This is a genomic window from Nitrospira sp. (assembly GCA_016715825.1).
Classification (GTDB): domain Bacteria; phylum Nitrospirota; class Nitrospiria; order Nitrospirales; family Nitrospiraceae; genus Nitrospira_D.
Window position 1 is genome coordinate 483,143 of record JADJXO010000002.1, and the last position, 26,020, is coordinate 509,162.

Annotated in this window: 21 protein-coding genes; 13 read left to right on the forward strand and 8 right to left on the reverse strand. The window is 55.7% G+C overall.

Annotated features, from left to right (window positions below; all coding sequences use genetic code 11):
* Positions 1-154: 154 nt before the first annotated feature.
* Genes IPM58_08375 through IPM58_08390 form a run of 4 tightly spaced genes read left to right on the forward strand, consistent with a single transcriptional unit; the run spans position 155 to position 4,874 of the window.
* Positions 155-748 (forward strand): hypothetical protein, encoded by a 594-nt coding sequence (locus IPM58_08375; protein MBK9307088.1) that lies wholly within the window; start codon positions 155-157, stop codon positions 746-748.
* Positions 696-1,403, forward strand: a complete 708-nt coding sequence (locus IPM58_08380) for a BON domain-containing protein (protein ID MBK9307089.1) — start codon at positions 696-698, stop codon at positions 1,401-1,403. Before IPM58_08375 ends, IPM58_08380 begins: the two co-directional genes overlap by 53 nt.
* Before the next feature lie 41 nt (positions 1,404-1,444).
* Positions 1,445-2,692: an MFS transporter gene (locus tag IPM58_08385; GenBank protein MBK9307090.1), complete on the forward strand. Its 1,248-nt coding sequence runs from the start codon at positions 1,445-1,447 to the stop codon at positions 2,690-2,692.
* 13 nt (positions 2,693-2,705) lie between these two features.
* A complete protein-coding gene (locus IPM58_08390) occupies positions 2,706-4,874 on the forward strand; it encodes an amylo-alpha-1,6-glucosidase (protein MBK9307091.1) in 2,169 nt (722 codons plus the stop codon).
* Positions 4,875-4,905: 31 nt separating this feature from the next.
* On the opposite strand, the gene IPM58_08395 is transcribed toward IPM58_08390, so the two are convergent.
* The 4 genes from IPM58_08395 to IPM58_08410 all read right to left on the reverse strand — a co-directional run bounded on the left by IPM58_08395 (position 4,906) and on the right by IPM58_08410 (position 11,228).
* Positions 4,906-6,138: an ABC transporter permease gene (locus IPM58_08395; protein ID MBK9307092.1), complete on the reverse strand. Its 1,233-nt coding sequence runs from the start codon at positions 6,136-6,138 to the stop codon at positions 4,906-4,908.
* Between the two features lie 66 nt (positions 6,139-6,204).
* A complete protein-coding gene (locus tag IPM58_08400; GenBank protein ID MBK9307093.1) occupies positions 6,205-7,467 on the reverse strand; it encodes an efflux RND transporter periplasmic adaptor subunit in 1,263 nt (420 codons plus the stop codon).
* Between the two features lie 32 nt (positions 7,468-7,499).
* A complete protein-coding gene (locus tag IPM58_08405; GenBank protein ID MBK9307094.1) occupies positions 7,500-10,307 on the reverse strand; it encodes a cation-transporting P-type ATPase in 2,808 nt (935 codons plus the stop codon).
* Between the two features lie 15 nt (positions 10,308-10,322).
* A complete protein-coding gene (locus IPM58_08410; protein MBK9307095.1) occupies positions 10,323-11,228 on the reverse strand; it encodes a universal stress protein in 906 nt (301 codons plus the stop codon).
* A gap of 264 nt (positions 11,229-11,492) precedes the next feature.
* Here IPM58_08410 and IPM58_08415 point away from each other — a divergent pair, with 264 nt between their 5' ends.
* From IPM58_08415 to IPM58_08430, 4 genes are all read left to right on the forward strand, one after another.
* Positions 11,493-11,936, forward strand: coding sequence for a CBS domain-containing protein (locus IPM58_08415; GenBank protein ID MBK9307096.1), 444 nt, complete (start codon positions 11,493-11,495; stop codon positions 11,934-11,936).
* A gap of 7 nt (positions 11,937-11,943) precedes the next feature.
* Positions 11,944-12,378 (forward strand): CBS domain-containing protein, encoded by a 435-nt coding sequence (locus IPM58_08420; GenBank protein ID MBK9307097.1) that lies wholly within the window; start codon positions 11,944-11,946, stop codon positions 12,376-12,378.
* A 156-nt stretch (positions 12,379-12,534) separates the two neighbouring features.
* Complete coding sequence (locus IPM58_08425) at positions 12,535-12,738, forward strand: hypothetical protein (protein ID MBK9307098.1); 204 nt, start codon at positions 12,535-12,537, stop codon at positions 12,736-12,738.
* 217 nt (positions 12,739-12,955) lie between these two features.
* Positions 12,956-13,759 carry a L,D-transpeptidase gene (locus IPM58_08430; GenBank protein ID MBK9307099.1) on the forward strand — a complete coding sequence of 268 codons (804 nt, stop codon included), beginning with the start codon at positions 12,956-12,958 and terminating at the stop codon, positions 13,757-13,759.
* On the opposite strand, the gene IPM58_08435 is transcribed toward IPM58_08430, so the two are convergent.
* Positions 13,752-14,069: a hypothetical protein gene (locus IPM58_08435; protein ID MBK9307100.1), complete on the reverse strand. Its 318-nt coding sequence runs from the start codon at positions 14,067-14,069 to the stop codon at positions 13,752-13,754. The two genes, IPM58_08430 and IPM58_08435, sit on opposite strands and share 8 nt — an antisense overlap.
* A 475-nt stretch (positions 14,070-14,544) precedes the next feature.
* Here IPM58_08435 and IPM58_08440 point away from each other — a divergent pair, with 475 nt between their 5' ends.
* The gene (locus tag IPM58_08440; GenBank protein MBK9307101.1) at positions 14,545-14,976 is read left to right on the forward strand and encodes a hypothetical protein; all 432 of its coding nucleotides are present in this window, start codon (positions 14,545-14,547) and stop codon (positions 14,974-14,976) included.
* 100 nt (positions 14,977-15,076) lie between these two features.
* On the opposite strand, the gene IPM58_08445 is transcribed toward IPM58_08440, so the two are convergent.
* The gene (locus tag IPM58_08445; protein MBK9307102.1) at positions 15,077-17,500 is read right to left on the reverse strand and encodes an AAA family ATPase; all 2,424 of its coding nucleotides are present in this window, start codon (positions 17,498-17,500) and stop codon (positions 15,077-15,079) included.
* A 290-nt stretch (positions 17,501-17,790) separates the two neighbouring features.
* Here IPM58_08445 and IPM58_08450 point away from each other — a divergent pair, with 290 nt between their 5' ends.
* Together IPM58_08450 and IPM58_08455 are read left to right on the forward strand one after the other, a co-directional pair.
* Positions 17,791-18,879 (forward strand): phosphotransferase, encoded by a 1,089-nt coding sequence (locus IPM58_08450; GenBank protein MBK9307103.1) that lies wholly within the window; start codon positions 17,791-17,793, stop codon positions 18,877-18,879.
* A gap of 78 nt (positions 18,880-18,957) precedes the next feature.
* Positions 18,958-19,506 (forward strand): adenylyl-sulfate kinase, encoded by a 549-nt coding sequence (locus tag IPM58_08455; GenBank protein ID MBK9307104.1) that lies wholly within the window; start codon positions 18,958-18,960, stop codon positions 19,504-19,506.
* On the opposite strand, the gene IPM58_08460 is transcribed toward IPM58_08455, so the two are convergent.
* Positions 19,493-21,058 (reverse strand): PAS domain S-box protein, encoded by a 1,566-nt coding sequence (locus tag IPM58_08460; GenBank protein ID MBK9307105.1) that lies wholly within the window; start codon positions 21,056-21,058, stop codon positions 19,493-19,495. The two genes, IPM58_08455 and IPM58_08460, sit on opposite strands and share 14 nt — an antisense overlap.
* A gap of 272 nt (positions 21,059-21,330) precedes the next feature.
* Positions 21,331-21,477, reverse strand: a complete 147-nt coding sequence (locus IPM58_08465) for a hypothetical protein (GenBank protein ID MBK9307106.1) — start codon at positions 21,475-21,477, stop codon at positions 21,331-21,333.
* Between the two features lie 818 nt (positions 21,478-22,295).
* Here IPM58_08465 and IPM58_08470 point away from each other — a divergent pair.
* Both IPM58_08470 and IPM58_08475 read left to right on the forward strand, forming a co-directional pair.
* Positions 22,296-23,648 carry an outer membrane beta-barrel protein gene (locus IPM58_08470; GenBank protein MBK9307107.1) on the forward strand — a complete coding sequence of 451 codons (1,353 nt, stop codon included), beginning with the start codon at positions 22,296-22,298 and terminating at the stop codon, positions 23,646-23,648.
* Between the two features lie 45 nt (positions 23,649-23,693).
* On the forward strand, positions 23,694-25,961 hold the full coding sequence (locus IPM58_08475) for a polysaccharide biosynthesis tyrosine autokinase (GenBank protein ID MBK9307108.1): 2,268 nt from the start codon (positions 23,694-23,696) through the stop codon (positions 25,959-25,961).
* The last annotated feature ends 59 nt before the right edge of the window (positions 25,962-26,020 follow it).

The window sequence follows — 26,020 nt, forward strand, 5'->3', positions numbered from 1 at the left end:
TTGTTCAAAAAGCATTCAGACGCAATCCCAGGCAGCTTCCTGATGAACAGGGGGCTGCCTGGTGGTCTATACAGACCGGTGACAGGGAAGCAACCGCGAGTTAGAATGCGTGTGTGACCTTCTACGTAAGAAGTTCATAAGGAGGAATCATGCGATGACCACGTCAATACGAGTGCTGATCGCTTTGAGCCTGTTCTCGATCTGGCCGCTAGGTGCACACTCTGAAGCATCTGAGGCCAACGAGAAAGAACAGGTGCCGGAAAAATCTGCACCAGCCGCCGTACAGGCACCTGCTGGATCCGACGGTCAGCTCGCGGCGCCAAAACCGGCGCCCGAAGCAAAGCCGCATCCCCCGGCGGCTCCGGTGCCAAAGAGCGAACCTCCGACTGAGCGCAAAGAAGTCGTGCCGGTCAAACCGGCGGCCTCCGACGGCCAAGCGGTGACGCCAAACCCGACTCCAGAAGTGAAGCCACAGCCTCAAGCTGTTCCCGTGCCAAAGAGTGATACCTCAGCAGAGCATAAACATAAAGAGGGTGTGCCAGAAAAGCCTGCGTCCGACAGTCAGCCCACGGCACCGAAACCGGTACTGGTACCGGAAGGGAAGCCACAGGCGCCGGCTACTCCGGCACCGAAGAGCGAGGCCTCGATGGAGCACAAAGAGGGTACCAAAAAAGCCTGCGTCCGACAGTCAAGCTGTGCCCCAGAAACCGGCGCACGAGGCGAAACCACAGCCACCAGCGGCGTCTAAGGCCAAGAGTGAGACGGCAACGGAACATAAAGAAGGTGTCCCGGAAAAGTCTGCTCCGCGGGTGCCGCAGGCACCAGTTGCAGCCGATGGACAACCGGCGACACCGAAGCTGTCACCGGACGCCAAGCCTCAAGCTCCTACGATAAAAGCCGACTTGCCGCCTGACCAGGAGGTGAAGGATAAGGAGCCGGCTCTAAAGAAAACGTTGGGTTCCTTGATCCTCTCAGTCAAGCTCGCGCTCATGGGAGATTCACGGTTGTTCCACTACGAGATCGAAGCCGAAGATGATGAGCAAACCATTACACTCAGCGGGCGTGTTTCGACAGAAGACGAGAAGGCTTCTGCGAAAGAAGTAGCGGAGAAGGTCCCCGGCGTCAAGAATGTGGTCAACAAACTTTCGGTCGAGAAGGATCTCGCCAAGACCTTGTCCAAGAAACAGGATGATGCGCTCACCTCTTTGATTAAAGAACGGTTCTCCAAGAGCGCTACGTTAAAGGCTGCCAATTTTGAGGTCAAGACGGAAGATGGGGTCGTCCTGATTCAGGGAACGGTTCGCTTCCAGGTCATTGCCCTCGAGGCTGCTGAGGCTGCTCGGCAAGTGCCCGGGGTACGTGCCGTCAACACCGAAAAGGTGAGGTTGGAGGGTGAGAGCTGATGCAGGGCCGCTCCGGCCACTTTTCTCGCTCTCCCACCATAATGGAGACAGCAGATCTCACCGAGGTCAAGGCTCGGCCGCTACTTCTGACGCGAGATTTTGGACTCGTCTGGTCCGGGCAACTCATCTCTCAGATCGGCGACGGTGTTTCCAAACTGGCCCTTCTCTGGTTCGTCTATGCGGTCACCGGTTCTCCGCTCAAGACCTCGATCATCGGGCTCCTGCAGACGATCCCCCCGATCGTTCTGGGGCCGATCATTGGAGTGTATGTCGATCGACTTCCGAAGAAGGTGTTGCTCATCACCAGTGATTTGTTGCGCGCGGTGCTGATTGGGTTGATTCCATGCCTGATTCCGGTTGAATCCTTTACAGTCTCGGTGCTCTATATCTTAGTCTTCCTTCACGCGGTCGCCTCAGCAGTGTTCGGACCTGCTCTCACAGCCTCCATTCCGACGTTCGTTCCGAAGACACAGTTCACGGCGGCCAATGCGTTGCTGCAGGGCACCACGAGCCTCGGCATCATTTTTGGTCCGGCGATGAGCGGATTAGGCATCGCCGCCTACGGGTCGCAGGAAGTGTTATGCCTCAATGCAGCGACCTATGTGATTTCGGCCGCGTGTCTCATGCTGGTCCGTTTTGGTCGGCCTGCCGCAGTCACGCCATCGCTTGCAGCACCCCCGACAGTATTGCAGGATCTCGTTGAGGGGTTCCGCTACAGCGTGGTCACCCAGCCTGGTCTATTACTCTTGACCGGTACCGCCGCACTCCACACGTTCGGTAGTAGTGCACTGAGCGCGTTGTTCCCGGTGTTCGCGAGGAAGATGCTGGGACTTGGACCGGTCGAGGTGGGGTATTTATGGTCGGCGCTCGGTGTCGGGTTACTGCTCACGTCCATCGGGCTGCTCTGGGTGACGAACTGGATGGTCAATGATCGTTTAAAGCTGATCGTGAGCACGAGTGTGGTAAGCGGCGCCGCCCTGTGTGGGCTGATATGGACCGTTGATCCGTACGTAGCCGGTCTTCTGATGGCAATCGTCGGCTGCGGGTTGGGAACGTTTACGCCGATTGCCTGGGGGATGATTCAGGAGCTGGCACCAAGCCAGATGGTTGGGCGCGTGCTGGGACTGTATGGGACCGGGGCTATGACTGCGGCCATCGGGGGGATTTCTGCGTTCGGTTGGATCACGGAGCAACAGGGACCGGAAACCGGACTGCTCGGAATCGGAATCGTTCTTTTACTCTCAGCGTTGGTGGCTGCCCGGATGAGTCGGGCTACTGTCGTCACCTAGTCAGGGGACATGTATGAGCGACGTGATTCGATGGAATGATCAATATTACATCCTGGCTTCATCTTCGATGGCCGATGGCCGCACCGAAGTCCTGAAGCATGGAGAGACATTTGCCGTGTTTGATCGGTACGGTGATGTGTACCGGGTTCTCCCAAGTCCGCAGGGACTCTATCACGAAGGGACGCGCTTTCTCTCACGCTTCGAGTTGTCGCTTGGGACTCAACGGCTGATGATGCTCAGCGCATCAGCGAAAGAGGACAATGCTCTCTTTACCGTGGATCTCACCAACTCAGACATGATGTTGGAAGGACAACGGCAGGTCCCTCGCGGGACACTTCATCTTTCCCGTACACGGTTTCTCTGGCAGGGCACATGGCATGAGCGGATTCGTGTACATAACTATGGAACGTCCAAACTCCCACTCTCGATCAGGATCGGACTCGATGCAGATTTTGCCGATCTTTTTGAGGCAAGAGGGCGGACGCGCCCACGCCGCGGCGTGCGCCTTAAAACCATTCGCTCCAAGTCCGGACTTGTGTTTGGATATAAAGGGCTTGATGGGGTCATCCGTCGAACCCATGTACGGTGCTCGCCGGCTCCGAAACAGGTGATGGCCGATGGATTCAGGATTGAGTCGCGCATCCTCCCGAACGCCGATCTGACGTGGGAGATCACGATTTCTTGTGAGCTGGAACGGCAACGGAAGCGAAGTGTTCTCACCTACGATCGAGCTCAGCATGAAGCAGGGCGGGCATTAGAGAAAGCCACTGCTTCAGATGCGCACATTTTTACCTCGAATGAACAATTCAATCACTGGCTGAACCGGTCGTTGGCTGATCTCCACATGTTGATTTCGGACACACCACATGGGCTCTATCCCTATGCAGGAGTGCCCTGGTTTAGCGTCCCGTTCGGACGGGACGGGATCATCACCGCACTGCAAATGTTATGGATGAATCCAGGCATTGCGCGCGGGGTGCTGGGGTATTTGGCGGCCACGCAGGCAACGGACGTTCGGCCGGAGCAGGATGCAGAGGTCGGAAAAATATTGCACGAGACTCGCCAAGGTGAGATGGCTGCGCTTGGGGAAATTCCATTCGGTCGGTACTACGGAAGTGTCGATGCAACCCCGTTGTTCATTGTCTTGGCGGGTGCCTACTATCAACGAAGCGGCGATCGCAAATTCCTTGTCACGCTCTGGCCGCATATTCGACGTGCGCTCGAGTGGATCGATCAGTCCGGTGACCCAACAGGTACGGGTTTCACCACCTACGCTCGACAGTCTGCGAAGGGTCTGGTGCACCAAGGATGGAAAGATTCGCATGATTCTGTTTTTCATGCCGACGGAAGGGCAGTGGAAGGACCGGTGGCGTTCTGCGAGGTCCAAGCCTACGTGTATCGAGCCAAACAAGCAGCGGCGGATCTGGCTAGGATTCTGGGAGACGGCGCTCATGCCGATCGGTTGCTGAAGGAAGCAGACGCTCTTCAGGAACGATTTGAGCGGGCATTTTGGTGTGAAGACCTGGGTACCTACGCGCTTGCCTTGGACGGACGGGGGCGGCCCTGCCGGGTGCGTTCCTCGAATGCCGGGCATTGTCTGTACGGCGGTATAGCCGAGCAAAAGCGTGGACTACGGACGGCACGCGCACTCTTGGGCGAGGACTTTTTCAACGGCTGGGGCATCCGAACAATCGCAACCTCCGAGGCCCGATACAACCCGATGTCGTACCATAACGGGTCCGTGTGGCCTCATGACAACGCCCTTATTGCGGATGGGATGGCGGCGTACGGAGATAAACAGGGCGCCATGAAGGTGTTAACCGGAATCTTCGATGCCAGCCTCTTTATCCCGCTTCATCGGTTGCCGGAACTGTTCTGCGGATTCTCTCGACGCCCCGGTGAAAGCCCCACGCTCTATCCAACGGCCTGTTCTCCGCAAGCCTGGGCGGCCGGCGCCGGCTTCCAGCTCTTGCAAGCCTGTCTGGGCCTGCAAATCGACGGCACTCGTCGTCTTGTGAGTTTCGACCGCCCCGTGCTTCCACCGTTCCTCGAGCGAGTAGAAATCCGAAACCTCTCCGTCGGCACCGCACGTCTGAACCTTGTGCTCGATCGACACGAGAACGAAGTGGCCCTGAGAGTGGCCCGCCGAATCGGCGAGGCAGAGGTTGTCCACGTGGTTTAGGCCGACGTCGAGCGGCAGCGCTGAGTTCTTCTTACTCATATCTCAGCGCTTCGATCGGCTTCAGCTTCGAGGCCTTATTGGCCGGATAGAGGCCGAAGAACAATCCTACGATCAAAGAGAAGAAAAACGAGGCCATTACGGCTTCGGTGTTGATGATGGTCGGCCAACCGATCATCTTCGTCATAAGGCTCGCCATACCGATTCCGGCGCCGACACCCAGCGCTCCTCCAACAGCCGTCATGAGGACGGCTTCGATGAGGAACTGCAGCAGAATATGGGCTCGCTTTGCTCCGACAGCCATCCGAAGCCCAATTTCCCTCGTCCGTTCGGTCACCGATACCAAGAGGATGTTCATGATGCCGATGCCTCCGACGATCAGGGAAATGGACGCAATGCCCATCAGCATGTACATCATCGTTCGGCTCGTGCCGGCAATGGTCTTGGCGATATCTTCCATGGTGCGGATAGTGAAATCGTCCTCTTCCGACTGGTGCAGCCGATGTCTCGATCGCAACAGATCCTTGATATCGTCAACCACGGCGGGGATCTCGTACTGAGTCCGGGCACCGACGAGAATGACACCGACCGTTCCAAGGAATTGGGTTCCAAGCACTTTCCGCTCTGCGGTCGAGAACGGAAGCACGACGAGGTCGTCTTGGTCCTGGCCTGTGATGGATTGGCCTTTTGGTGCCAGTATGCCGATGACGCGGAGCGGAACGTTCCTGATCCGAACCTGAGACCCCACGACTTCTTCGCCGGGCTCAAAGAGGTTTTGGACGGCAGTTTTCCCCAGCACGGCAACATTCGCGGCCGAGTTCATGTCGGACTGTGTGAAGAAATTCCCTTCGGCCACCGGCCAATTCCGCACATCGATAAACTCGGGCGTCGTGCCAAGGATCACCGTGCTCCAATTCTTGTATTCTGAGATGGCCTGGAGGACGGACCGAGTGGCGTACATCATCGTGGTGATACCGTAGACCTTGTTTTGGATCTCCTCGGCATCATCGACGGTCAAGGTCGAAAGGGTGCCGAGCCCACCACGGACCCCGCCGACGCTCGTGGCGCCAGGCACGATGATCAGTACATTAGTTCCCAGGCTTGATATTTCAGCCTGGACGAGGGTCGTTGCGCCTTGGCCAAGGCTCACCATGACGATCACGGCGGCGATCCCGATGATGATTCCAAGCATCGTCAGGCCGGCCCGCAAGGGATTACGGCTGAGAATGCGGACAGCTGAAAGGATTGTAAGCCAGAGGAAAGACATAGTTGGTCTGTCTGATCTGATTGACAAGAAAGACTAGATAGACAAGATAAACTCAATAGAGCGCTTTCATTTCACCTTTGGTCCGAGTTCAAACCCCGGCGGTAATGTTCTCTCGTCCTGTTCATCAGGGAGTTCGATTCCAATAATCACACGATCTCCTTCGCTCAACGAGCCTTCCAAGATTTCTGTGGAGAGGGAATCGGCAATGCCGGTCGTCACCGGTACTTGATGGGCATGACCTGCCTGGTCTTGACTCCACACCGAGGTCACCTTGCGATCGAACGGCACGTCCGGCATACGGAAGCGCAATGCTCCGTTGGGGACCCGGAGGGGGTTCTCTTTTTCTTCGGTTACGATCGTGACGTTCGCAGTCATGCCGGGTTTCAATTTGAGATCCTGATTGGCCACCGTAATGACGACATCGTACGTCACCACGTTTTGAATGTTGATGGGCGCATTCCTTACTTGCGTAACGGTGCCTTCAAAAAACTGTTTGGGATAAGCGTCAACCCGGAAGCGTGCCGGCTTTCCCTCTAGTACTCCTCCGATGTCGGACTCACTGACGTTCGCATTGACCTGCATCTGTGTCAGGTCCTGGGCGATCACGAACAGAACCGGCGTCTGGAAGGCGGCGGCGAGGGTTTGACCGACATCCACATTTCGCGACACCACGATGCCATCGACAGGTGAATAGATCGTGGTGTAGCCAAGGTCCAGCTCCGCGGAAGCCAGTGCCGCCTGGGCCTGATCTAGCTGTGCTTGGAGGACCTGGATATTCGCGGCCGCTTCTCGATAGTTGGTCTCCGCAACATCGAGATCCGATTGCGGGACGAAGGCTTGTTGCCGTAGGACCGTCATGCGATCGAATTCCCGTTTGCGTTGTGTGGTCAACACTTTGGCCTTCGCAAGGTTTCCCTTGGCACTCTTGACGGCCGCCCGCGCCTGACTCAAGCGAGCCTTGAATGGTTTTTGATCGATCTGTGCCAGGACCTGTCCCTTCGTGACCGGCGAATTGAAATCAGCAGAGAGTTGCGCAACTTTTCCTGAAACCTGACTGCCGACCTGTACCGAAACAACGGGATTGACTGTTCCAGTTGCTGAGACGATGGCGGTAATCGGGCCTCGATCGACAAGGGTCGTCTTGTAGGAAACCGGATGAGGACCGGATGTGACCCAGTGCCAGATCCCTGCTCCCGTTAGCAGCAGGATCGTCCCGATTCCCAACGTGATAGGCCATTGAGATCTTCTTCTGGTCCCTGCATCGATCATCGCAGGAATGTGGGGCTGCCGTACCGTGACGTCGCCCGACACCATGTCTGTGATCGGCATCTGGCGCCGGGACTCTTTCGGGTCATCTACCATCATCCACCTACCGGTTGTGTGGTCTGCGGTTCGCGGCTCTGCCGCAGTCGATTAGCCAGAGCTTTGCGGAACTCTTCAGCAGCTAGAAGTATCAGCGAGCCCAGAACGAGTGGAACATAAATCCAAAGAGGCAAAGGGCTGGCTCCAAAGATCTGGTTTCCGATCGGTGTATAGGTGATGAGTGCAACGATCGTCAGCTCCGTGAGGATTCCACAGAGGATAAGTGGGTTGCTGAACCATCCCAGCCTGGCCGCTGAAAGATGGTCCGATCGGCAAGCGAACACGTTTGCGACCTGCGCGAGCACTATCGAGGCTAGGGTCACGGTTGTTGCCTCCTTATATAATGTGGAAGACCAGTCCAGTTGCTCTCCCCACGCCCAGCCCTGACCGTAAAGGTAAAGGAAGAATCCTCCCATTGCCACCCCTGCCTCAATGAGCCCGAGGAAGAGATAGGCTCGAAACAGGAGTGGGAAGCTCAGTAGCCGTTCATGTCGTGATCGTGGAGGAAGGTTCATCACATCGGATTGGGGCCGTTCTGTCCCGAGACCCAGGGCGGGGATCATGTCGGTTCCGAGGTCGACAGCCAGTAGTTGGGGAATCGTCAGGGCCAGCGGTATCCCGATGAAACCATAACCAAGGAAAGGGACAATTTCCGGGACGTTGCTGGCGAGAATGTACGAAGAAAATTTCCGAATATTGTCGTAGACTGTGCGTCCTTCTTCGATCGCGCTCACGATCGTCGCAAAGTTGTCATCCAGTAGAATCATGTCGGCGGTTTCCTTGGCGACATCGGTGCCGGTAATCCCCATGGCGATGCCGATGTCGGCCTTCTTGAGCGCGGGCGCGTCATTAACCCCGTCGCCGGTGACCGCGACCACTTCCCCCATCTCTTTGAGCGTGGACACGATCCGCATCTTGTGGCGTGGAGCCATGCGGGCGAAGACCGGGTCCGGCTCGTCGGGCCGAGACGGGGTCAAGAGATGACGGAGCTGCTCGTCGCTCATTCGGTCGAGCTGTGATCCTTCGATCACCGGAACGAAGTTGCTCGACGAAGACGGCACTCCTTTAGGCACAAGACCGATTTTTCGCGCAACGGCCAGGGCCGTAAGCGGATGGTCGCCGGTGACCATGACGACACGAACACCGGCTCCTCGGCATTTCGTGATGGCCTCGGGTACTTCTCGGTGTGGTGGGTCCATCATGGCGACTAAACCAAGAAACGTCAGATCGTTTTCGATCGTGTCGACTTCAATGTGCTCAGGCTGATGGCCTACTTCGCGCATGGCGAAGGCGAGCACCCGATAGGCTTGTTCGGCGAAGAGACGGCTCTGGTTCAGTACGCGTGCGCGCTCGTCGGACGTCATCGGCTCGGTGTCGTCATGGATTCTGCTGTGGGTGCAGAGGGCCAATACTGACTCAGGAGCGCCTTTGCTGAATGCGATGAGGTGGCCACCCGACCAGTGCAACGTGCTCATGCGTTTGCGATCAGCATCAAAGGCCAATTCGCCCATTCGGCGCAGTGGGGCTCCATGGGCGAGTCCATGCTCGGTGGCAAACTCCAGGAGCGCGACTTCGGTGGGGTCGCCGGTGACGGCGTATCGGCCGTCGGAGCGGCGGATTCGTTTGGCGTTGTGGCAATGCAACAGTGCGTCGAAAAATGGCCGCCACCGCTTGGCATCCGTCGTACTGACCATATGGCCTGCGGTAAAGAAGCAACCTTCGCGTGATTCAATAACGAGCTGGTCGGCGTAGAACCGGTCCACCTTCATGCGATTTTCCGTCAACGTCCCTGTCTTATCCGTGCAAATCACGGTCGTGCAGCCGAGGGTTTCAACGGAGGGGAGATGCTTGATCAGAGCATTGCGTTTCGCCATACGTTGGCTGCTCATGGCGAGGGCGAGCGTGACGGTCGGGAGGAGTCCCTCGGGGACGTTCGCCACAATGATCCCAACGCCGAAGATCGCACTGATCCAAAAGCCAAGTCCGGTCCATAAACCGACCAGAAAAAATGTGGCCCCCATCGCCAGCGAAATGACGGCAACGATATGGGTGACTTTGATGATCTCGGTCTGAAGAGGGCTAAGCCCGGGTTCAACCATCGTGGTGAGGGCGGCGATCTTGCCGAACTCTGATCGCATTCCGGTCGCGAAGACCACGGCGCGGCCATGGCCCGACAAAATGGTCGTGCCGGCAAAGATCAGGTTTGGGAGGTCAAGCCAGTGTCCGTCCAGTATGGCCTCGGACGTTCGCCGTTTCGGCCTTGATTCGCCTGTTAAGGCGGCGGTGTCCACTCGCATTCCCACTGCTTCGATGAGGCGTGCATCGGCTGGTACTCGCTCGCCTTCTTCCAAGATCAACACATCGCCTGGCACGATCTCACGGCGTGTCACTTCGACGGGTTGTCCTCCTCTGGTCACCCAGGCCTTATCCGGCAACAAACGACGGAGGGCGTGGAGGGCTCGTTCGGCCTTGTATTCCTGGACAAAGGCGAACCCGGCGTTGATCACAATGACGCAGACAATGGCCCACCCCAATGTGGCCATCCCTTCACCCGGCTTCATCCCATCTGCGACGAACGAAAGACCGGCGGCGATCCACAGCAGCACGGCCAGGAAATGGGTGAAGTGACGGAGAAGTCTCCGGAGAAGTGAGTCGCGATGCGCTTCGACGAGAACATTCGCCCCGTGATGAACCACTCGCCGTTGAGCTTCATCGGACAAGAGGCCTCCGACGGTGGTCTCGAGCCGCTTCAGCACGTCCTCCGTCGAGAGCCGATGAATGTCGTCGTAGGGATGGGAAGAGGTCATGCTGTTCCGCTCAAGTCAGGCGCGCGCACCCCGTACGATCAGCACCGAACAGGGGGCATGCCTCAGCAGACTTTCGGACACGCTGCCGAGATGGAGACGCTCGCTCTTGCTCAAATCACGAGAGCCGATAACCAGCAGCTGGTCATGATTGACCTCAACATGCTTCACGATGGTATCGATCACATGATTCATCTGCACTTGGGTCACGACGGAGAAGCCCTCCTTGATGAACTCACCGCGCAGGCGATCGACCAACGCAGTGGTTCGTTCCATCACCGGTCGCTTCAAATCGTCCAGCTGTGACTCAGACAAGTAACGTGCTGCAAAGTCCGTGACGGGACTTTCAACCGATGTCAGAATCGTGACGGTGGCGGATTCCGGAAGAATGCGTGATCGAAGAAATTTTGCGGCCGCCCGCGATGGTTTTGAATCATCGACTGCAAGCGCAACATGGAGTAGTTGTGGCATAGGTTGTTTCACGACCAACACTGAACAAGCAGCCGTCGATGCGACTTGCCGTGAGACGCTCCCCAGCAAGAATCCTTGAATGTCGCTTAGGCCCCGCGACCCCATCATGATCAGATCCGTCTTCAATCGCCGCGCGTGCTTGACGACCGTGCTCGCCAGTGGACCGTGGGCTAGGATAGTCCGGAATTGTGTTCGAGGTGCGGTGGCTGCTTGACCAAGGGCGACTTGGGCCGATCGTGCTGCATCTCGAAGAAGAATGTTGCCGGCCTTTTCCATGGCGGCCAGTGCACGGCGCTCGCCGAGGACGTTCTTGCCGGTCAGCGATCGAAGCGCGGGCTTATCGACCACGTGCAGCAACGTGACATGTTCAGGTTCACGACTGGCGAAGGCCTTAAGCGCTTGAATCCCCCACTGTGAATACTCCGATCCATCGACGGCACATAAGATCCGCATGATTGATTCCCTTCCTGAGCTTGATGGGATGGTGTGGAAAACGTTTCAGGTATCAGACCTGCATTGGATGTGCCTGTAGGATGGAGAGAGACGGATGAAGAATCTCACATCCGACAAAGGGTTAGGATTGAAGCCTCTGTTCTTGTCCGGCACGATATTGAGGCATTTTGCAGCAGAGGTGGTGAGGACACTGTGGTGATTGGCGTCAGTTTGAGCATGTCTCAGAATTTGGAAGAGGAACTGGCGCTCCACTAAGGAGGGGCGATGAAAAAGGCGAAGAAGCGGAAGTCCGTCAAGGTGAAAGATTTCGATTCCATGACGGTCAGCCAGGTCATGGAAAAAGAAGTGCAATTCGTTCGTCTGAAAACCAAGGGCGACGTGATTGCTTCGCTTATGATCGAGGGGTTCGGGGCCGTTCCGGTCGTGGAGAACGGGCGTAAACTGGCCGGCATCGTCAGCGAACATGATCTCCTGGTGGCCGTCGACGATGGTCACGAGCTGGGTGCTGTTTCGGCAAAGGACCTCATGACTTCTAACCCCTATTCAGTCCGGTCTGAAACGACGCTCGGAACGTTGGTTCATGTCCTGCGCGCGAGTGATCTAGTCCGTGTCCCTGTCGTGAACAAGAAGGATAAGCTGATCGGTATCATCGCGAGGCGCGATGTCTTGCGAACCTATCTCGCCACCGGCGGAAAACGAGAATCGTGAGGAGCTTATGAGACAAACCGAGTTTTTCATGAAGGCCTGCGACCCGAAGACCTTGACCGCGGGACAGTTGATGGAAGACGCGGTCACACGATGCACAACGCGCACCGACGCCGCGACCATCGCCCATCTGATGACGCACCGAAACTACGGGAGTTTGCCCGTAGTAGACGAGGAGGGAACGTTGGTTGGGATCGTCACGGAATATGATTTGCTCCAGGCTATGCTCGAGGGGCGGGACCTCCGAAAGATTCTCGCCACGGAACTGATGTCGTCCCATCCCGTAACCGTGACGGAAGATCAAACCCTCGTCCAAGTGGCCGACCTGTTCCAGGATCGCTATTTGACCCGTGTGCCGGTGGTTCGGAACAACAAGCTGGTAGGGATTCTTGCCAGGCGAGATCTCCTGTTCGGCTATATGAAGGCGTCGCAGTATTGGTCGTGATGACGTGGCGCCTATCTCGATGATGATCGGTTGATTCATTGTTTCTTGGAATCAGCGACCTGACCACTCAACTCAGCCTGTGCTGGTTGGTATGTTACATGCGGCGCATCGAATGGCAGATGAGAGGGATGAGTCAAACATGCGTGAGGTCAATCGATGGGCATGGTGAGGGTATTAAAGATTGTCGGCGTGATATGGATTCTCACAGGGGCAGCGAATATCATCCTTGGAATGTATAGCAGTCCGAGGCCAGAGGGACTTCCCACCTTTGGGATCATGTTCAGTGTGGCGCTGTTTATTATTCCTGGTCTGATCGTCTACGGAATCGGGGAGTGGAATGCACGAAAACTGCACAGATGAGCAGAGTCTGAGCCGGAACATCTTCCTTTGAACCTGGGGGATTTTGAGGGCGTCATACACGCCCTTTCCCATTGCAGGCTTGCCCAGGTACACTACGCTGATGATGTCCCCTGCGTGGTCGTGGCCGATATGGAAAATCTTGCTTGTCATCTTTGTTCTTGTTCCGGCCAGTTCCCACTCTGAACCGAGAGCAATATCCCATGGGCCCTGCGACATCATGTATCCCAGTGATGCGATGGTGCAGTGGGAGTGCCGGACCATTCGAACGGGTGAATCACTGGAAAAGCTGTTCGGCGACCGCTGGATCGATATTGCACGGTTCAATCGGATCGATCGACGTCATGCTTGGGCTGGGCGGTCCATCAAGGTCCCTAAGCGCCTCCGGGATCTTCAATCTTTTTCGCCACTGCCTTTGGCGTATCCGCCTGCCGGATCGGAGGAACAGTTCATCCTCATCGATCTTTCCGAACAATTTCTTGGAGCCTATGAATATGGGGCGCTTCGGTTTGCGGTACCGATTGCCTCCGGGAACAGTTACGATGAAACACCGACCGGTGAGTTCAGCCTTTTCACTGCCCATCGCGCGCATCAATCCGAGCTCTACACCGTTCAGGGAACAGACCGCCGTTATCCTATGAACTACGCGCTCAGGTTTTATATCGATCGCAAAGGGGTGTCATATTGGATTCACGGACGAGATTTGCCGGGCTATCCTGCTTCGCACGGTTGTATCGGACTCTACGACGAACCGATGCAAGCAGAGCAGTATGGGTTTCCACAGGACCCGAAGCTGAACGATGCAAAGCGGCTGTTCGAATGGGTATTAGGTCGTGAGGGTGAGAAAGACCGGATCATTTCGATGCCGCATGGCCCGAGAGTACAGATCATCGGCCGATCCCCTGGTTTGTTACGAGGACCATCCAACACCATCGAGAGGCCGGATCGTCAGCTCGTCAGTATAGAAGGGGGTGAAGTGGAGCGGGATGGGGGAACAAGAAATGGGTGGAGTTCTGCTAAATAATGATTTCGCAGGGCTGAAGAAAGACTTTCAGCGGGATTTCACGGTCGTCATGTCCCTGGACATGTTTGGCACGAATCTCCTTGAGTGCGGCCACAATCTGCGGCAAAAAAGAAGATTCATAGCCGAGTGCGACCATGAAGAGTGTATTAGTGGTCTGGTTCGTTGACGCATTGGAGGCAGTCACGGTCCCGGTCACCCCGCTGCCTCCCACACCTGAAATCACGGTGTATCCTTTGATTTCCATTTTGTGAAACAGCGCCACGATCTCTTCTTCAAATCTCTTCCCACAGACAATGTGCAGCATCTTCATGACAGTCCTCGGCGCCGTTGTGTATAGAGGTAAGCCTACCAACTGGTTCAGCCTATCACAAGAGACAAACGCCTTAAACAAAAGTGACGGTGGAGTGTCACGCGTAGCGATCTGACCGTTTGACGGCCGGATCGAAATATCCTAGTAGTGATTGATAGAGAAACCACATCTGTCCGGGACTCCAATATCCACGCACGTTACGGGCCATGAGGTGGCGGGAGTGATCGATGTCGAGCCGTTTCCGCTTGAGCAGGCGGCGACAGCGTATGACCGTATGGTGAACGGGAAGGCCTGTTGTCGCGCGGTGCTGACCATGAAGGAATGGGCTCGAGCTCCCATCCAGGACGGGCAGTGATATTCAGCGGCTTTCACTGGGTTTCACCCGATGTTGCTTGCGCCCTTAAGGAGACTTCGCTATATACAAGTGCATCGACATCTCTTGCGCAAATTTTCCATCAAAGGAGGAAGCTCCCGTATGAACAAGATCCAGGTTGGAACGTGGGTGATCGGCCTTGCCTGTCTGTTGGGAACAGTTGGATGCACTGCGGGAAAAACTGCGATGCAGCCGGTATCTGAAGACTCAGCCAGGTCAGCCACGAGTGAGACGACGCCTACTCAAGCATCTTCTGAGAGCCTTTCAGATTCCCTGGAAGCGTGTCTGGCCGGGATTCCGAGTGACTCGACAGACGGCGCGAAGATGGTTGCCGAGCAGAGTTGTCAGGGGAATGAGCAACTCCGTCAAGGCATAGTTGGAACCGCCAGAACAAAGAGCGGTGGTCGTGCATCAGCCGGCACACAAGGTGATTCACTTGAAGCTTGTCTAGCGCGTATCCCTGACGATGCTACGGTAGGTCAACGAATGCTGGCCGAAGAAACCTGTGCGCGCGATCAGTCGTCACATCGCTGAGAGGGAAACAAGATCTTGTAGGAGAGGATCTGAGGAGGGCGCTCTGCACCTCCTCCTCGGACCGAAGGAGCGGCTAAGTACTGGGAAGTCGAAGAGTGCTTTATGGTGCCGTGATGATATGTCCACCCGACTTTCCTTCTCCTTCGCTCCATTCCGCCACCACTTGGGCCATCTCGTCCAATCGTTGAGCGGCACGGCCAAAGATGCTATCGGATGGGTAGGTTCCATCAAGACCACGCTCGCCAGCTGCGACCCCGGTGAGTAGTTCCAATGCCTCTTCGATCATGTTTACCGCATAGACGACAAATTGCCCTGATTCGACCGCCTCGACGACTTTTCGACGAAGGGCTAAGTGCTTGGTATTGCGAGCTGGGATGATCACGCCTTGTTTACCGGCCAAACCTTTTCGAGAGCAAGACTCGAAGAATCCCTCGATCTTTTCGTTCACGCCTCCAATCGGCTGAATCTCGCCCAACTGATTGATTGACCCGGTAACCGCCAGCCATTGATGGATCGGTAGATCCGCCAGGCTGGAGAGAACGGCGGCGAGCTCAGCCACAGCAGCACTATCGCCTTCTACTTCGGAATAGGTCTGTTCAAACGTCAACGAGGCGCTCATGGCGAATGGATGGGATCCCGCAAATTTGCCGGCAAGATATCCGGCCAGCGTCATTACACCTTTGCTGTGAATTGTCCCGGCCAGGTCAGCCTCACGCTGAATATCGATGACGCCTTTGGTGCCGACATAGGTGCGAGCTGTGATGCGTGTGGGTCGTCCGAATGCATAGTCGCCGAGCTGATGGACCGAGAGGCCATTGACCTGGCCGACAACATCGCCGTCGAGATCGACCATGAGTGTGCCTTCCCTGATTTCATCCTGGATCCAATGTTCCGCCAGATTCGAGCGGTGGCGCTTACGGGTGACGGCGGTATCGACGTCTGCTCGGCTGACAAAGGAGTGGCCTTCTTTCCTGGCCCAGTACCCCGCTTCTCGGATGAGATCGCTCACCTGGCTGAACCGCAACGACAAACGGTCGTGTCGATCGGCGAAACGGTGCCCTTGCCTGATGACTTCCGCGGCTGCATCTGCACCGAAGTGTGGCAGTCCTTCCTCACGGCAGAGCTTGGCGATGAACCTGGCATATTGCCGATCCTGCCGCTCACTTCGGATCACTTCGGTGTCAAAGTCCGCCTTGACTTTGAAGAGCTTGCCGAAGTCTTCCTCGTAGGCTTGCAGAAGGCGGTAGAGGATAGGGGGGCCGACCACGATCACTTTCACATTTACCGGGATCGGTTCCGGCCTCAGACCGGCCGTCGAGAATCCGTAGAATTCTCCGGGGTCTTCGATTTTCACCTCCCCTGTCTTAATCACGCGCTTCAATGCATCCCAAGAGAACGGTTGGCGGAGCATATCCAATGCATTCACGATCAAGTAGCCGCCGTTCGCCATCAGCACGGCGCCTGCGCGGATCTCTGTAAAGTCTGTGTACATCACACCCATGTGAGCCCGACGTTCGATCTTGCCGATAAGGTTTGTATAGGTTGGGTGGGATTCGTCGATCACGGGGGCGCCCGCCGTTGGATCGTGCTGCACGATAAGGTTGACCAGAAAGCGTGACAGGTCCGGTCGTTTGAACTCCAAGCCGGGGATGGCAATGGCTGGACCCTCACGAGGAATAAAATCCTTATAGTGGTGCACGATGTCGTTCCGAACTCGCTCCAAGAACGAAGCGATCAACCCCATATCCTGATAGGTCCGCCACATAGTTTCGTAGCGGTTTTCCAGGACACTCGTGACCAGTTGACGATCCAGGTGGCGCAGCTCGTGTTCGGCTTCTTTCTCAAGACTATGGATACGGACATGGAACTCGCGGATCTCGCCTTCCAGAGCCTTCCGTCGTTCATTCAAATCCTGCTGTTCCTCGTCCGTCATCGCTTCCATGTCGGCGTCCGTCATGGGCTTACCGGCTTTGAGCGGGACAATCCCAAAGCCCACGGAGGTTTCTTCAAAGCCGAACCCACGTGTTCGACTGAGTTCCGTCAAGTCCTGGAAGAGTGCTTTCTTCTTGGAATCGATCTCGTCGCGTAACTTGGCCTTGGCATCGAGATATTTCTTGCTCTCGAATGCCAAGGGAATATCGCGGCGTAATCCATCGATGAACGCCGCCATCTCACGTTTGAACGAGGCTCCCTGTCCGGCTGGAAGGGCGAGACAGGTCGGACGAGAGGGGTCCTGAAAGTTATTGACATAGCACCAGTCGGACGGAGCAGGCGCCAACTGGGCCAGACGCTTGACCATCTGCCGAACAACCGTACCTTTCCCTGTGCCGACGGGCCCCGATACGTAGAGATTGAATCCGGGGCCGTTCATGTTCAGCCCGAATTCGAGGGCCTCGACCGCTCGTTCTTGACCAATGATCTCTGTGAGCGGTTCCAGATCGCCCGTATCCTCGAAGCCGAGTTGACCCGGGTCGATCATGGGAGCGAGCATTGAGACGGGGACTTTGAACTTTTCCATCGTCATCTACGGCATCTTCGTCGCCATGGGGGCGGAAGCCTAATCACAATGAGTGCGTCTGACGAACCGGAGGTCGCAAATGACATGCCGACTCGGGAATCGCGGAGCGGCCTTCTTGGAAGTGAGATTGTTGAGGGATTTCGACTTCGATGAGGCTACCAGTCTTAAGCTGATGCATTTTCCCCCAGTGCAACTAGGAGGGGTGGCGCTGAATGCGACAGTAGGTCTGTCAGTATCAACTTTCCCTAGCTTTAGGAAAGATGATTTCAGGAACATGAATTGCGAGGGCTTTCCGTATGCCGATGTTAAGTAAGCCGGCCTTGGAACGCTATCTACGAGCTCGCTTCGGCTCGACGCTGAGGCTGTTGTCCTACGGGGTCATCGGGAAAGAGAGTTCCAAAGGAGAGCAAAAACGCTATGGATACGGCACGCCGGTCAAATTGACGTTCAAAGTCGGAACCAGGATTCAGTCTGCTGTCTTGGAAACAATGAAGCCCGGCCCCTTCGGCCATGAACATATGGCGGATCGTGCCCAAGCCATACTGTGGGATTATGATTCGTACGGCCGCCTGCCGCGTCATGTGAAGGCTCTCGATGTCGGCGCATTTGACGCCAAGCAGAGACTCTTTTCTCTCGCGGACGCGCGTGAACTCTTTGTGCTGAATCAATGGACGGAGGGAACGAGTTATCATGCGGATCTTCGCCGACTGGCAAAAGGCGGGAGTCTGCAAGCGTTGGATCGACAACGCGTAGTCGCGCTGGCGCGCTATCTCGCGCATATCCACTCGAAGAGGCGGCGTGATGGAAATCTGTACAAGCGTCGGTTGCGTGAGTTGATCGGTCATGGTGAATGCATTATGGGTTTGACCGACAGCTATCCCCAACGCTGCGGTTTTATCACCGAGGATCTGTTGCGAACCGTAGAAGAAGCCTGCAATCGATGGCGATGGCGGCTCCGTGATAGGGCGAGTCGGTTGGCTCAAGTTCATGGAGATTTCCATCCGTATAATGTGTTGTTCCGGACGGGGACGGATTTTGCGGTTCTGGATCGGTCGCGAGGCGAATGGGGAGAACCGGCTGACGACGTCACTGCAATGACGATCAATTACTTGCTCAGCTCTCTCATCAGCTGGGGGAAGCTCACAGGTCCATTCGAGGTGCTGTTCCGATTATTCTGGGACACCTATGTAGAGGCCAGCCGTGATAAGGAAGTCACGGAGACGGCAGCGCCCTTCTTCGCGTTTCGCGGGTTGGTGGTGGCCAGCCCGCTTTGGTACCCCAAGCTGTCGATGGATATCCGGCGCCGTCTTTTTCGCTTCATCGAAAACGTGCTTGATTCACCGCGCTTTGAACCGACCCGAGTCAATGAGTATTGTGGAGGGTAGTCGCCATCGCGTGGGAGCCTTCATCTTTCTTCTGACAGAACGAATGTGTGGCGACGCCTTATTAGTGGTGGATGGATGATGAGGGTTGACGTCACATCAAACGCCTTCGCCATCTGGCTCACTGGCTTGCCTGCGTCTGGGAAAAGCACCATCGCCCGTGAACTCACCTCCCAACTCGAAACATTGGACTATAGGGTAGACGTCTTGGAGTCGGATGCGGTACGACACGTCCTGACTCCTCATCCGACCTATAGTCAGGCTGAAAGGGAGCTTTTCTACCGTGCCTTGGCATTTATGGGAGCGAAGTTGGTCTCCCATGGCATCGCCGTCATCTTCGATGCAACAGCCAACCGACGAACCTATCGTGATTTTGCCAGAAGCCTTATCCAGAGGTTCGTCGAGGTGGCGGTGGAATGTCCGTTGGAACTAGCGATGCAGCGAGACTACAAAGGGACCTATCTTCGAGGCCAACGGGGTGAATCGTCGACGGTTCCTGGGTTACAAGACCCCTATGAGTCGCCGTTGAGTCCAGAACTCAGGTTGGATACGACCAGAATTTCTGCGAAAGAGGCGGCCAGGAAGGTGGTTGACCTGGTCACGAAAAAGAGAATTGTTAGCCGTGAGTAGAGAGACCGACGCCCGTTTTTTCTTCGTTACGTTGTCGCGTGGAGTGTGTCGCTACGAGCGGAATCCAGGCGTGGACTTCCGTCCCGCATCCAGGACCTGTCTGGATACGGAATAGTCCGTTCGAGAGACGGACTCGCTCTTCTAAACTGGGTAGCCCCAGCCCACGGCCTGGCACTCCAGCTGGTTCTTGAGCAAATCCCTTCCCATCGTCCTGGATGCAGATGCCGATTCCAGAACAGGTGCCGAGCAATCGCACCACAATCTTGGAGGCTTCGGCGTGTTTGAGGATGTTCTGCAAAGACTCCTGCATGACGCGGTACAGACAGGTGGCGATATCGATCGGAATGACCTGCGGAACAGCTCGCAATTTGAATTGCGTCGAGAGTCCTGATCGTCGACGGAACTCATCGATGTGGTCATGGATTGCAGCCTCCAAGCCTATATGTTCGAGCTGTGGAGGATGCAGTCGGTACGCGAAGCTATGCACGTCGTCGGCAAGCTGGCCGGCTGCTTCCTGCACGGCGCGTAGGCGCGGCAGCAACGCCGTTTTGGGACGGCACATCTGTTCGAGCGAGCCCACATCGACCGCCAGGGCGGCCAGTCGCTGGGTCATATCGTCGTGGAGTTCTCGAGCAATCCGTTGTCGCTCCTGATCCTGCGCCTTGAGCAGTTTAGTGGAGAGGTCTTGCAAACGAGCGTGGTACCGTTCCAATTCACGCTGCTTCTGTCGGAGTATTTCCTCCGCCTTCTTCCGCTCCGTGATGTCTCGGACAATGGCCGAGCATCCGATGATCTGCCCCTCGATCGTCTTGACCGGAAAGATCGTCAGAGACACCGGAACGAGGGTCCCATCTTTTTTCTTTCGTTCGGTGACAAGGTCTTGAATCAGGTCCCCGTTCAACGCCTGTGCCACGGTCGCCTCGACTTCCCCGATACGGTGGGCCGGGACCAGCAGATTGATCGATTGCCCAAGAATTTCTTCAGCCGAGTACCCAAACACTCGTTCGGCTGCTGGATTCCACGCGACCAACAGGCCATCCTTGATGTTCATGATCGGATCAGTCGACGACTCGACGATAGCGGCTAGGCCACGTATCTTCGATTCCGCCCGCTCCCGTTGCCGAGCCTCTTGCTGCAAGATAGCTTGAATTCGTTCCAGCTCAAAGGTGCGATGGGCGAAGAGTTTCCCGCCCCACAGGCTTGCCCAGAGGGTGAGCAGCGCAATACACCGATCCGGGATGGAAAAGACGAAGAGGTCTCCGGACGGCGAACCGACGAAGCCGATGAGGATCAGTGCGGAGCACAGCCCGCCCATGATAAATGCAAACCGCCATCCTCGCCGCCAGAGACAGGTCAGACAGAGCGGTACATAGAGCATGTAAACGGCAAAGCCAAGCGGAGTGATCCAGTCGAGCCCAAAAATGACAATGGTCGTGAGGAGCAGTTGCAACGGAACACGAGGGGGTGGCGAAGTAGTCGTGAGATCTGCATCGTGTCCGCGCGATGCAGAGGCCAAGAACTCGTTCCGGCGGAGCGTGGTAAGGAAGCTCATGTTTCGGTTGAAACTCGGACAGACATAATCCAGCGCATCTGAGTCGTGGTCGTCCTTATCAGGAGGCAACCTCGACGCGTGTCGATAATAATGTTTCCGAACCGAATTGGCAATGGCGGATCGGGCTTCGTGAGAGACTCCCCGCTTCAGGTCATGAAAACTCGAAGGGGTTGGTCACGACCGAATGTATGGAGATGGTAGCTCCCGCCCAAACTACCTGCTCGCACATTCCACAACGTGGCCCAACCTACCGGATTCTTCGACGAGGTGTGTCAGACCAGGACGATGACTAACTCCCTGTCGCCGATCAGCGCATCGTATGCGGTCGGGTTCATCTCAAGGACTGGTTCACCGTGACCTCCGACCATCAACAGGGTCGTGGCAATGACGGACGCTTCGTAGTGAGTCTGTCGAACCATGAACAGAACCAGTTGAAAGCACTTGCCTTTCGAAAAGCGCAGGGCGAGCAGCTAATGTCAACGTGCGAATGAATCACCTCATTATGTAGAATTCGGCACTAGCGGAAGGACATTTTTCACTTGACTGAGACTAAAGAGCTCTAGTACATGGTAATGCTTATAAGTTGGATTGCTTAGAGTCGAATAGCTCTATTCGTTTAGGAAAAGGAATGGGGCTTACGGGGCGAAGCTATGGCCCTTTGAAAACCAGGACCGTCGTATTGGCCGTGGTGCGCTGCGGAGAAGTAATCGGGCTCTAATGAAGAAATCAGAACTGGGTTGAGAAAAGTTGTCGACAGGGTGAGGCCAAGCGCAATCTGTCGGCCGCACCGGATTACGGAGCAACCTTATGCCGCTGAGGAGCGCCGATCAACGATCGCAGCGGCATGATCATCCTGCGGTTACGCAACCTTGAATTGATAGTCTTCAGCGCAGATCAACTCCAGCGAATCTTTCTCTTACTCTGCTACGGTGTATGTCGCCATTTCGGGGACTCATCACGGATCTCGGCGTTGTTCAGAAAGGACGTATCCAGCCATGTATCGAAGCGGTTGGTACTTTCTACTAGGGTGGCGTTGCTCATCAAGCTGAAAGAAGCAGGAATGAACACCTGCAGAATCGCATCAAATGTCCTTCACTTCCGATCGGCACGAATACAGATTCAGAGACCTCTCAAGACGAGAATTGAACCTTTGAACAATTCGGAATCGTTCCGGGTTCATACGATTCAATCATTTGCCTGGACCATAGGTCTCCTCTCAACCTTGACAGCAGTGGAAATGCCATTGGCGCAGCAATCGGAGACACCCAACACGTCTTCTGTCAGTAGTGGGGCCATTTTCGGAGCATCGGGGACAACGTTTTTATCGCAATTCGCCAATCCCGCGATCCTCGGATCTCTCTACTTGACCCCGCAATGGCCCATGACGGGATACTATCCCATCTTCCCAGGAAGCCTGTCCCAGGCCCTCCCCAGTGATGGGGTGCGAGTGGGACCGCTTCGATTGCACCCCCACATGGGGGTCGCCCAGATGTACACCGATAATGTATTCAGGACCAACAGCAATAGAACCAGCGACTTTCTGACCACGTTGTCACCGGGTATCCAGGCCCGACTGCCGTTCGGAGGATTGCACTCCCTCCTCATCGATTATCGGACCAATCTTCAATACTATTCACGCACGTCGTCGAATGATGTGCAGGATCAGACTGCCGTCGGAGCGGTCAAGTTCGACTTCCCCGGCGGCCTCAAAATCGATCTTCAAGGCGAGCACAGGCTCGGACATGATCCCAGAGGGTCTGCCGTGGACAATGTGAATATACAACGTCTCGGAGTGAACAAATGGACCGCCGATGGTTTTTCGGGTCATGCCGAATATGTTGGGGCGCAGTCCAGCGTGGGACTGCATGTGCAGACGTTTCGCTGGCAGTACCTCAATAACAACCAGGGCCCTATTCGAGATCGACTGATGAATAGAGCCGACTTGATGTTCTCCCGTAGCGTAACGGACAAACTGTCTCTGCGGGCTATCGTTGGCGCCCAGCAATCGCTGTATGACCAGAACAAGAATCTGGACAATGTCATCTATACCTTCAGTGGAGGAGGGACATGGAATGTCAGTGAGGTGACGTCCGGAGAAATTCTAGTCGGGTATCAGTATGTGCAATTTACTCGTGCACAGGTCGATCAACCTCCTCCGCTGAACCAGTTTTTCAGAGACAAAGATACGTACTCGAACCTCTATGCCATGGGACGGCTTCATTGGCAGGCGACCCCGCTGTTAAAGATCACGTTACAATTGTTCAGGTCGGTCCAACAGACCGTTGCGAGCGGCTCGCTATTTTATACGGCGACCGGTGTCAATCTGACGGCGAAACATGAGGTGACCGAGCGCATCACGGCAACGATCAACTTCGGATACGAGCACGACAATTTTCAAGGTGTTCGAGATACAGCCAGCGGGTCTGACCGAGATGAGGACTTACGGAATGTTGCAGTCGGAGTGAATTACCAAGCGGTCAAATGGGTGGGGCTCGGCGCCCAATATATTTTTGAGGACCGACACTCGACTCTGCCTCAGTTTACCTACCAAGCAAACACCGTCATGCTGTTCGCACAAACGCTCTTTTAGTCCATCAATTGAATCCTTCTGTGCCTCACTGAATGGGGATGTGACATGACTCGCGATGACGGCAGTCGCGTACTGCAATCAGTCGACAGCGATAGCCGCGAAACGGTCCTTACTGAATATGCTGCTGCCTGTCGGCGCCGTATCTGGTTGATTGTCGCGATGATGGTTGGATGTGCAGCGGCTGCGGCAGTCTGGTCATTCATGCAGTTACCGCTGTACCAGGCAAAAGCAACCGTGGTCGTCGAGCAAGTAGGGTCGAGAGGGTTTGAATACGATCGAGACTACCGCCAGAGCGATCTTTCCCCAGAATACTTTCAGACACAGTTTGAATTGATGAAGAGCCATTATGTGTTTCAACGGACGGCGGAGCTCCTTCATATATCCGAACAGTCGGAATACCAACGCAAGCCATCGATCCTATCGTCAATGATAGGCGATCTATCGTCGATGGTGGGTGATAGGCTGCCTGCGTCTATGACGAATGTGATAGAGCCGGAAGGGAGCGCCGATAAAGACGTTCCAGGAGAAGGTGATGAGCGATTGTTGAAGCGGTTTGCTGAGGCGATTGAAATCGTGCCGATTCGAGGTGCGCGACTGGCACATGTGATCGCCACTTCTGGCGACCCGGAATTTGCTGCTCGTATCGCCAACACGCTGGCGTCGACCTACATTGAACGCACTCAGGAGTTGAACGCCCTCTCGAAGGAAAAGGCTGCTGAGTGGTATACCACGCATCTCGACGAGCTGCGCAAGAAGGCCGAGACTTCTCAACAGGCGTTGTACCAGTTTCGTGTGAAGCATGGGTTGATGGGAGGGCGTGAGCAGCAAACAGCGAGGGCCCACACGAACACAGAGCTGGACTCGGAACTTGTCAGAGCCGAAATGAAGCAGGCTGAGGCGAAATCTCGTCTGGAACAAATTGAATCGGTGTTGCGCAACCGGACCGACCCGGATGGAGTCGACACGATCGACTGGTCGAGCTTGGATGCTTCGACCGAAGTGCTGAGTTCGACGCTGATTCAAACGTTGAGGGGGCAGGAAATTAGAGTCTCAGGTCAGGTCGCCGAGTTGGAAGAAACGTATGGTCCGCTTCACCCCAAGCTCATTCACACAAAGGCAGAGATGCAGGATCTTCGTGAACGAATCGAGCAGGAGGTGCAAAAGATATTCGACTCGGTGAAACAGGAATATGATGCGGCACGTGGACGAGTACGCGTGATCAAGGCGGCGGCGAGTCGCCATCGGCAAGAGAAAATCAAGCTCGAACAGTATGAAGTCGACTATGGAATCCTCGAACGAGAGGCCGAAAGCACACAGCATCTCTACGACATTTTTCTGAAACAGACGAAAGAGGCCGACCTTTCGGCGGGATTGCGTAGTGCCAACGTCTATCTCGCTGATCCGGCAGTTCCGAACACCATTCCCGTAAAGCCAAAGAAACAGTTAAATATCGTCTTGGGACTTCTCGTCGGGCTCATGACGGGGGTTGGACTGGCTCTTTTCTTGGAAGGCCAGGACCGGACCTTGAGAGGACCCGATGATTTAGGACGGTATCTGCCGAAGGTCTCCCTCCTCGGTGTGATGCCGCTCCTGCCGAAAACCAAAACGGGAGAAGGCGTCCCCCTCCTCACAGGCCAATCCTCAGGCGCTGCGGCTGAACACGTTCGGATTATCAGGACCAGCGTCTTGCTGTCGAGACCCGATGAATTGCCGTCCTGTGTTCTGATCACCAGTGCGGGAGAAGGCGAAGGGAAGACGACGCTCTCGGTGAATCTCGCGATCGCGCTGGCCCAGCTGGAAAATACGCGTGTCGTACTGATCGATGCGGATTTGCGAAAACCAGCTAACCGATACGCTCATGGAATTCAGCGCGAAGGTATTGATACACAAGGACTCACAAGTTTTCTGGCTGGAAGAGCCACGCTGAGGGAGATTATGTATCGGACCGATCTGGACAACCTTTCGGTTATTCCTCGCGGGGAGCGTCCATCAAATCCGTCGGAACTGCTTCACTCGAAACAGTTGAGACAGCTCCTGAATCGATGTCGAGAGGAAGGGTATTATGTGATTCTGGATGCTCCCCCGGTGCTCCCCGTGACCGACTCTGTGATCCTCGCCTCGCAGGTCGATGGTGTGCTGGTGGTGGCCAGTGCGGGGCAGACCACCCGTGAAGCCTGTCGATCGGCGATCGACCAGCTGACGAGTGCAGGAGGGAAAATTCTGGGCATTGTTCTGCAAAAAGTCCCAGTCCCCATGAGTGCGTACCACTCCTATAAGGGTGAGAAGTCCGAAACGAACGGCATGCCCTGGTAAGCCGCTTCACGGCAGTCATCCTGTCAGTCCTGGAGGGGGGAAGTCTACACGCGAATAAC

Coding starts and splice junctions, on each gene's coding strand:
- IPM58_08375 (MBK9307088.1), top strand. CDS start 155: ATGACCACGTCAATACGAGTGCTGATCGCTTTGAGCCTGTTCTCGATC.
- IPM58_08385 (MBK9307090.1), top strand. CDS start 1,445: ATGGAGACAGCAGATCTCACCGAGGTCAAGGCTCGGCCGCTACTTCTG.
- IPM58_08390 (MBK9307091.1), top strand. CDS start 2,706: ATGAGCGACGTGATTCGATGGAATGATCAATATTACATCCTGGCTTCA.
- IPM58_08395 (MBK9307092.1), bottom strand. CDS start 6,138: ATGTCTTTCCTCTGGCTTACAATCCTTTCAGCTGTCCGCATTCTCAGC.
- IPM58_08400 (MBK9307093.1), bottom strand. CDS start 7,467: ATGCCGATCACAGACATGGTGTCGGGCGACGTCACGGTACGGCAGCCC.
- IPM58_08405 (MBK9307094.1), bottom strand. CDS start 10,307: ATGACCTCTTCCCATCCCTACGACGACATTCATCGGCTCTCGACGGAG.
- IPM58_08410 (MBK9307095.1), bottom strand. CDS start 11,228: ATGCGGATCTTATGTGCCGTCGATGGATCGGAGTATTCACAGTGGGGG.
- IPM58_08415 (MBK9307096.1), top strand. CDS start 11,493: ATGAAAAAGGCGAAGAAGCGGAAGTCCGTCAAGGTGAAAGATTTCGAT.
- IPM58_08420 (MBK9307097.1), top strand. CDS start 11,944: ATGAGACAAACCGAGTTTTTCATGAAGGCCTGCGACCCGAAGACCTTG.
- IPM58_08425 (MBK9307098.1), top strand. CDS start 12,535: ATGGGCATGGTGAGGGTATTAAAGATTGTCGGCGTGATATGGATTCTC.
- IPM58_08430 (MBK9307099.1), top strand. CDS start 12,956: ATGTATCCCAGTGATGCGATGGTGCAGTGGGAGTGCCGGACCATTCGA.
- IPM58_08435 (MBK9307100.1), bottom strand. CDS start 14,069: ATGAAGATGCTGCACATTGTCTGTGGGAAGAGATTTGAAGAAGAGATC.
- IPM58_08440 (MBK9307101.1), top strand. CDS start 14,545: ATGAACAAGATCCAGGTTGGAACGTGGGTGATCGGCCTTGCCTGTCTG.
- IPM58_08445 (MBK9307102.1), bottom strand. CDS start 17,500: ATGACGATGGAAAAGTTCAAAGTCCCCGTCTCAATGCTCGCTCCCATG.
- IPM58_08450 (MBK9307103.1), top strand. CDS start 17,791: ATGCCGATGTTAAGTAAGCCGGCCTTGGAACGCTATCTACGAGCTCGC.
- IPM58_08455 (MBK9307104.1), top strand. CDS start 18,958: ATGAGGGTTGACGTCACATCAAACGCCTTCGCCATCTGGCTCACTGGC.
- IPM58_08460 (MBK9307105.1), bottom strand. CDS start 21,058: ATGAGCTTCCTTACCACGCTCCGCCGGAACGAGTTCTTGGCCTCTGCA.
- IPM58_08465 (MBK9307106.1), bottom strand. CDS start 21,477: ATGGTTCGACAGACTCACTACGAAGCGTCCGTCATTGCCACGACCCTG.
- IPM58_08470 (MBK9307107.1), top strand. CDS start 22,296: ATGCCATTGGCGCAGCAATCGGAGACACCCAACACGTCTTCTGTCAGT.
- IPM58_08475 (MBK9307108.1), top strand. CDS start 23,694: ATGACTCGCGATGACGGCAGTCGCGTACTGCAATCAGTCGACAGCGAT.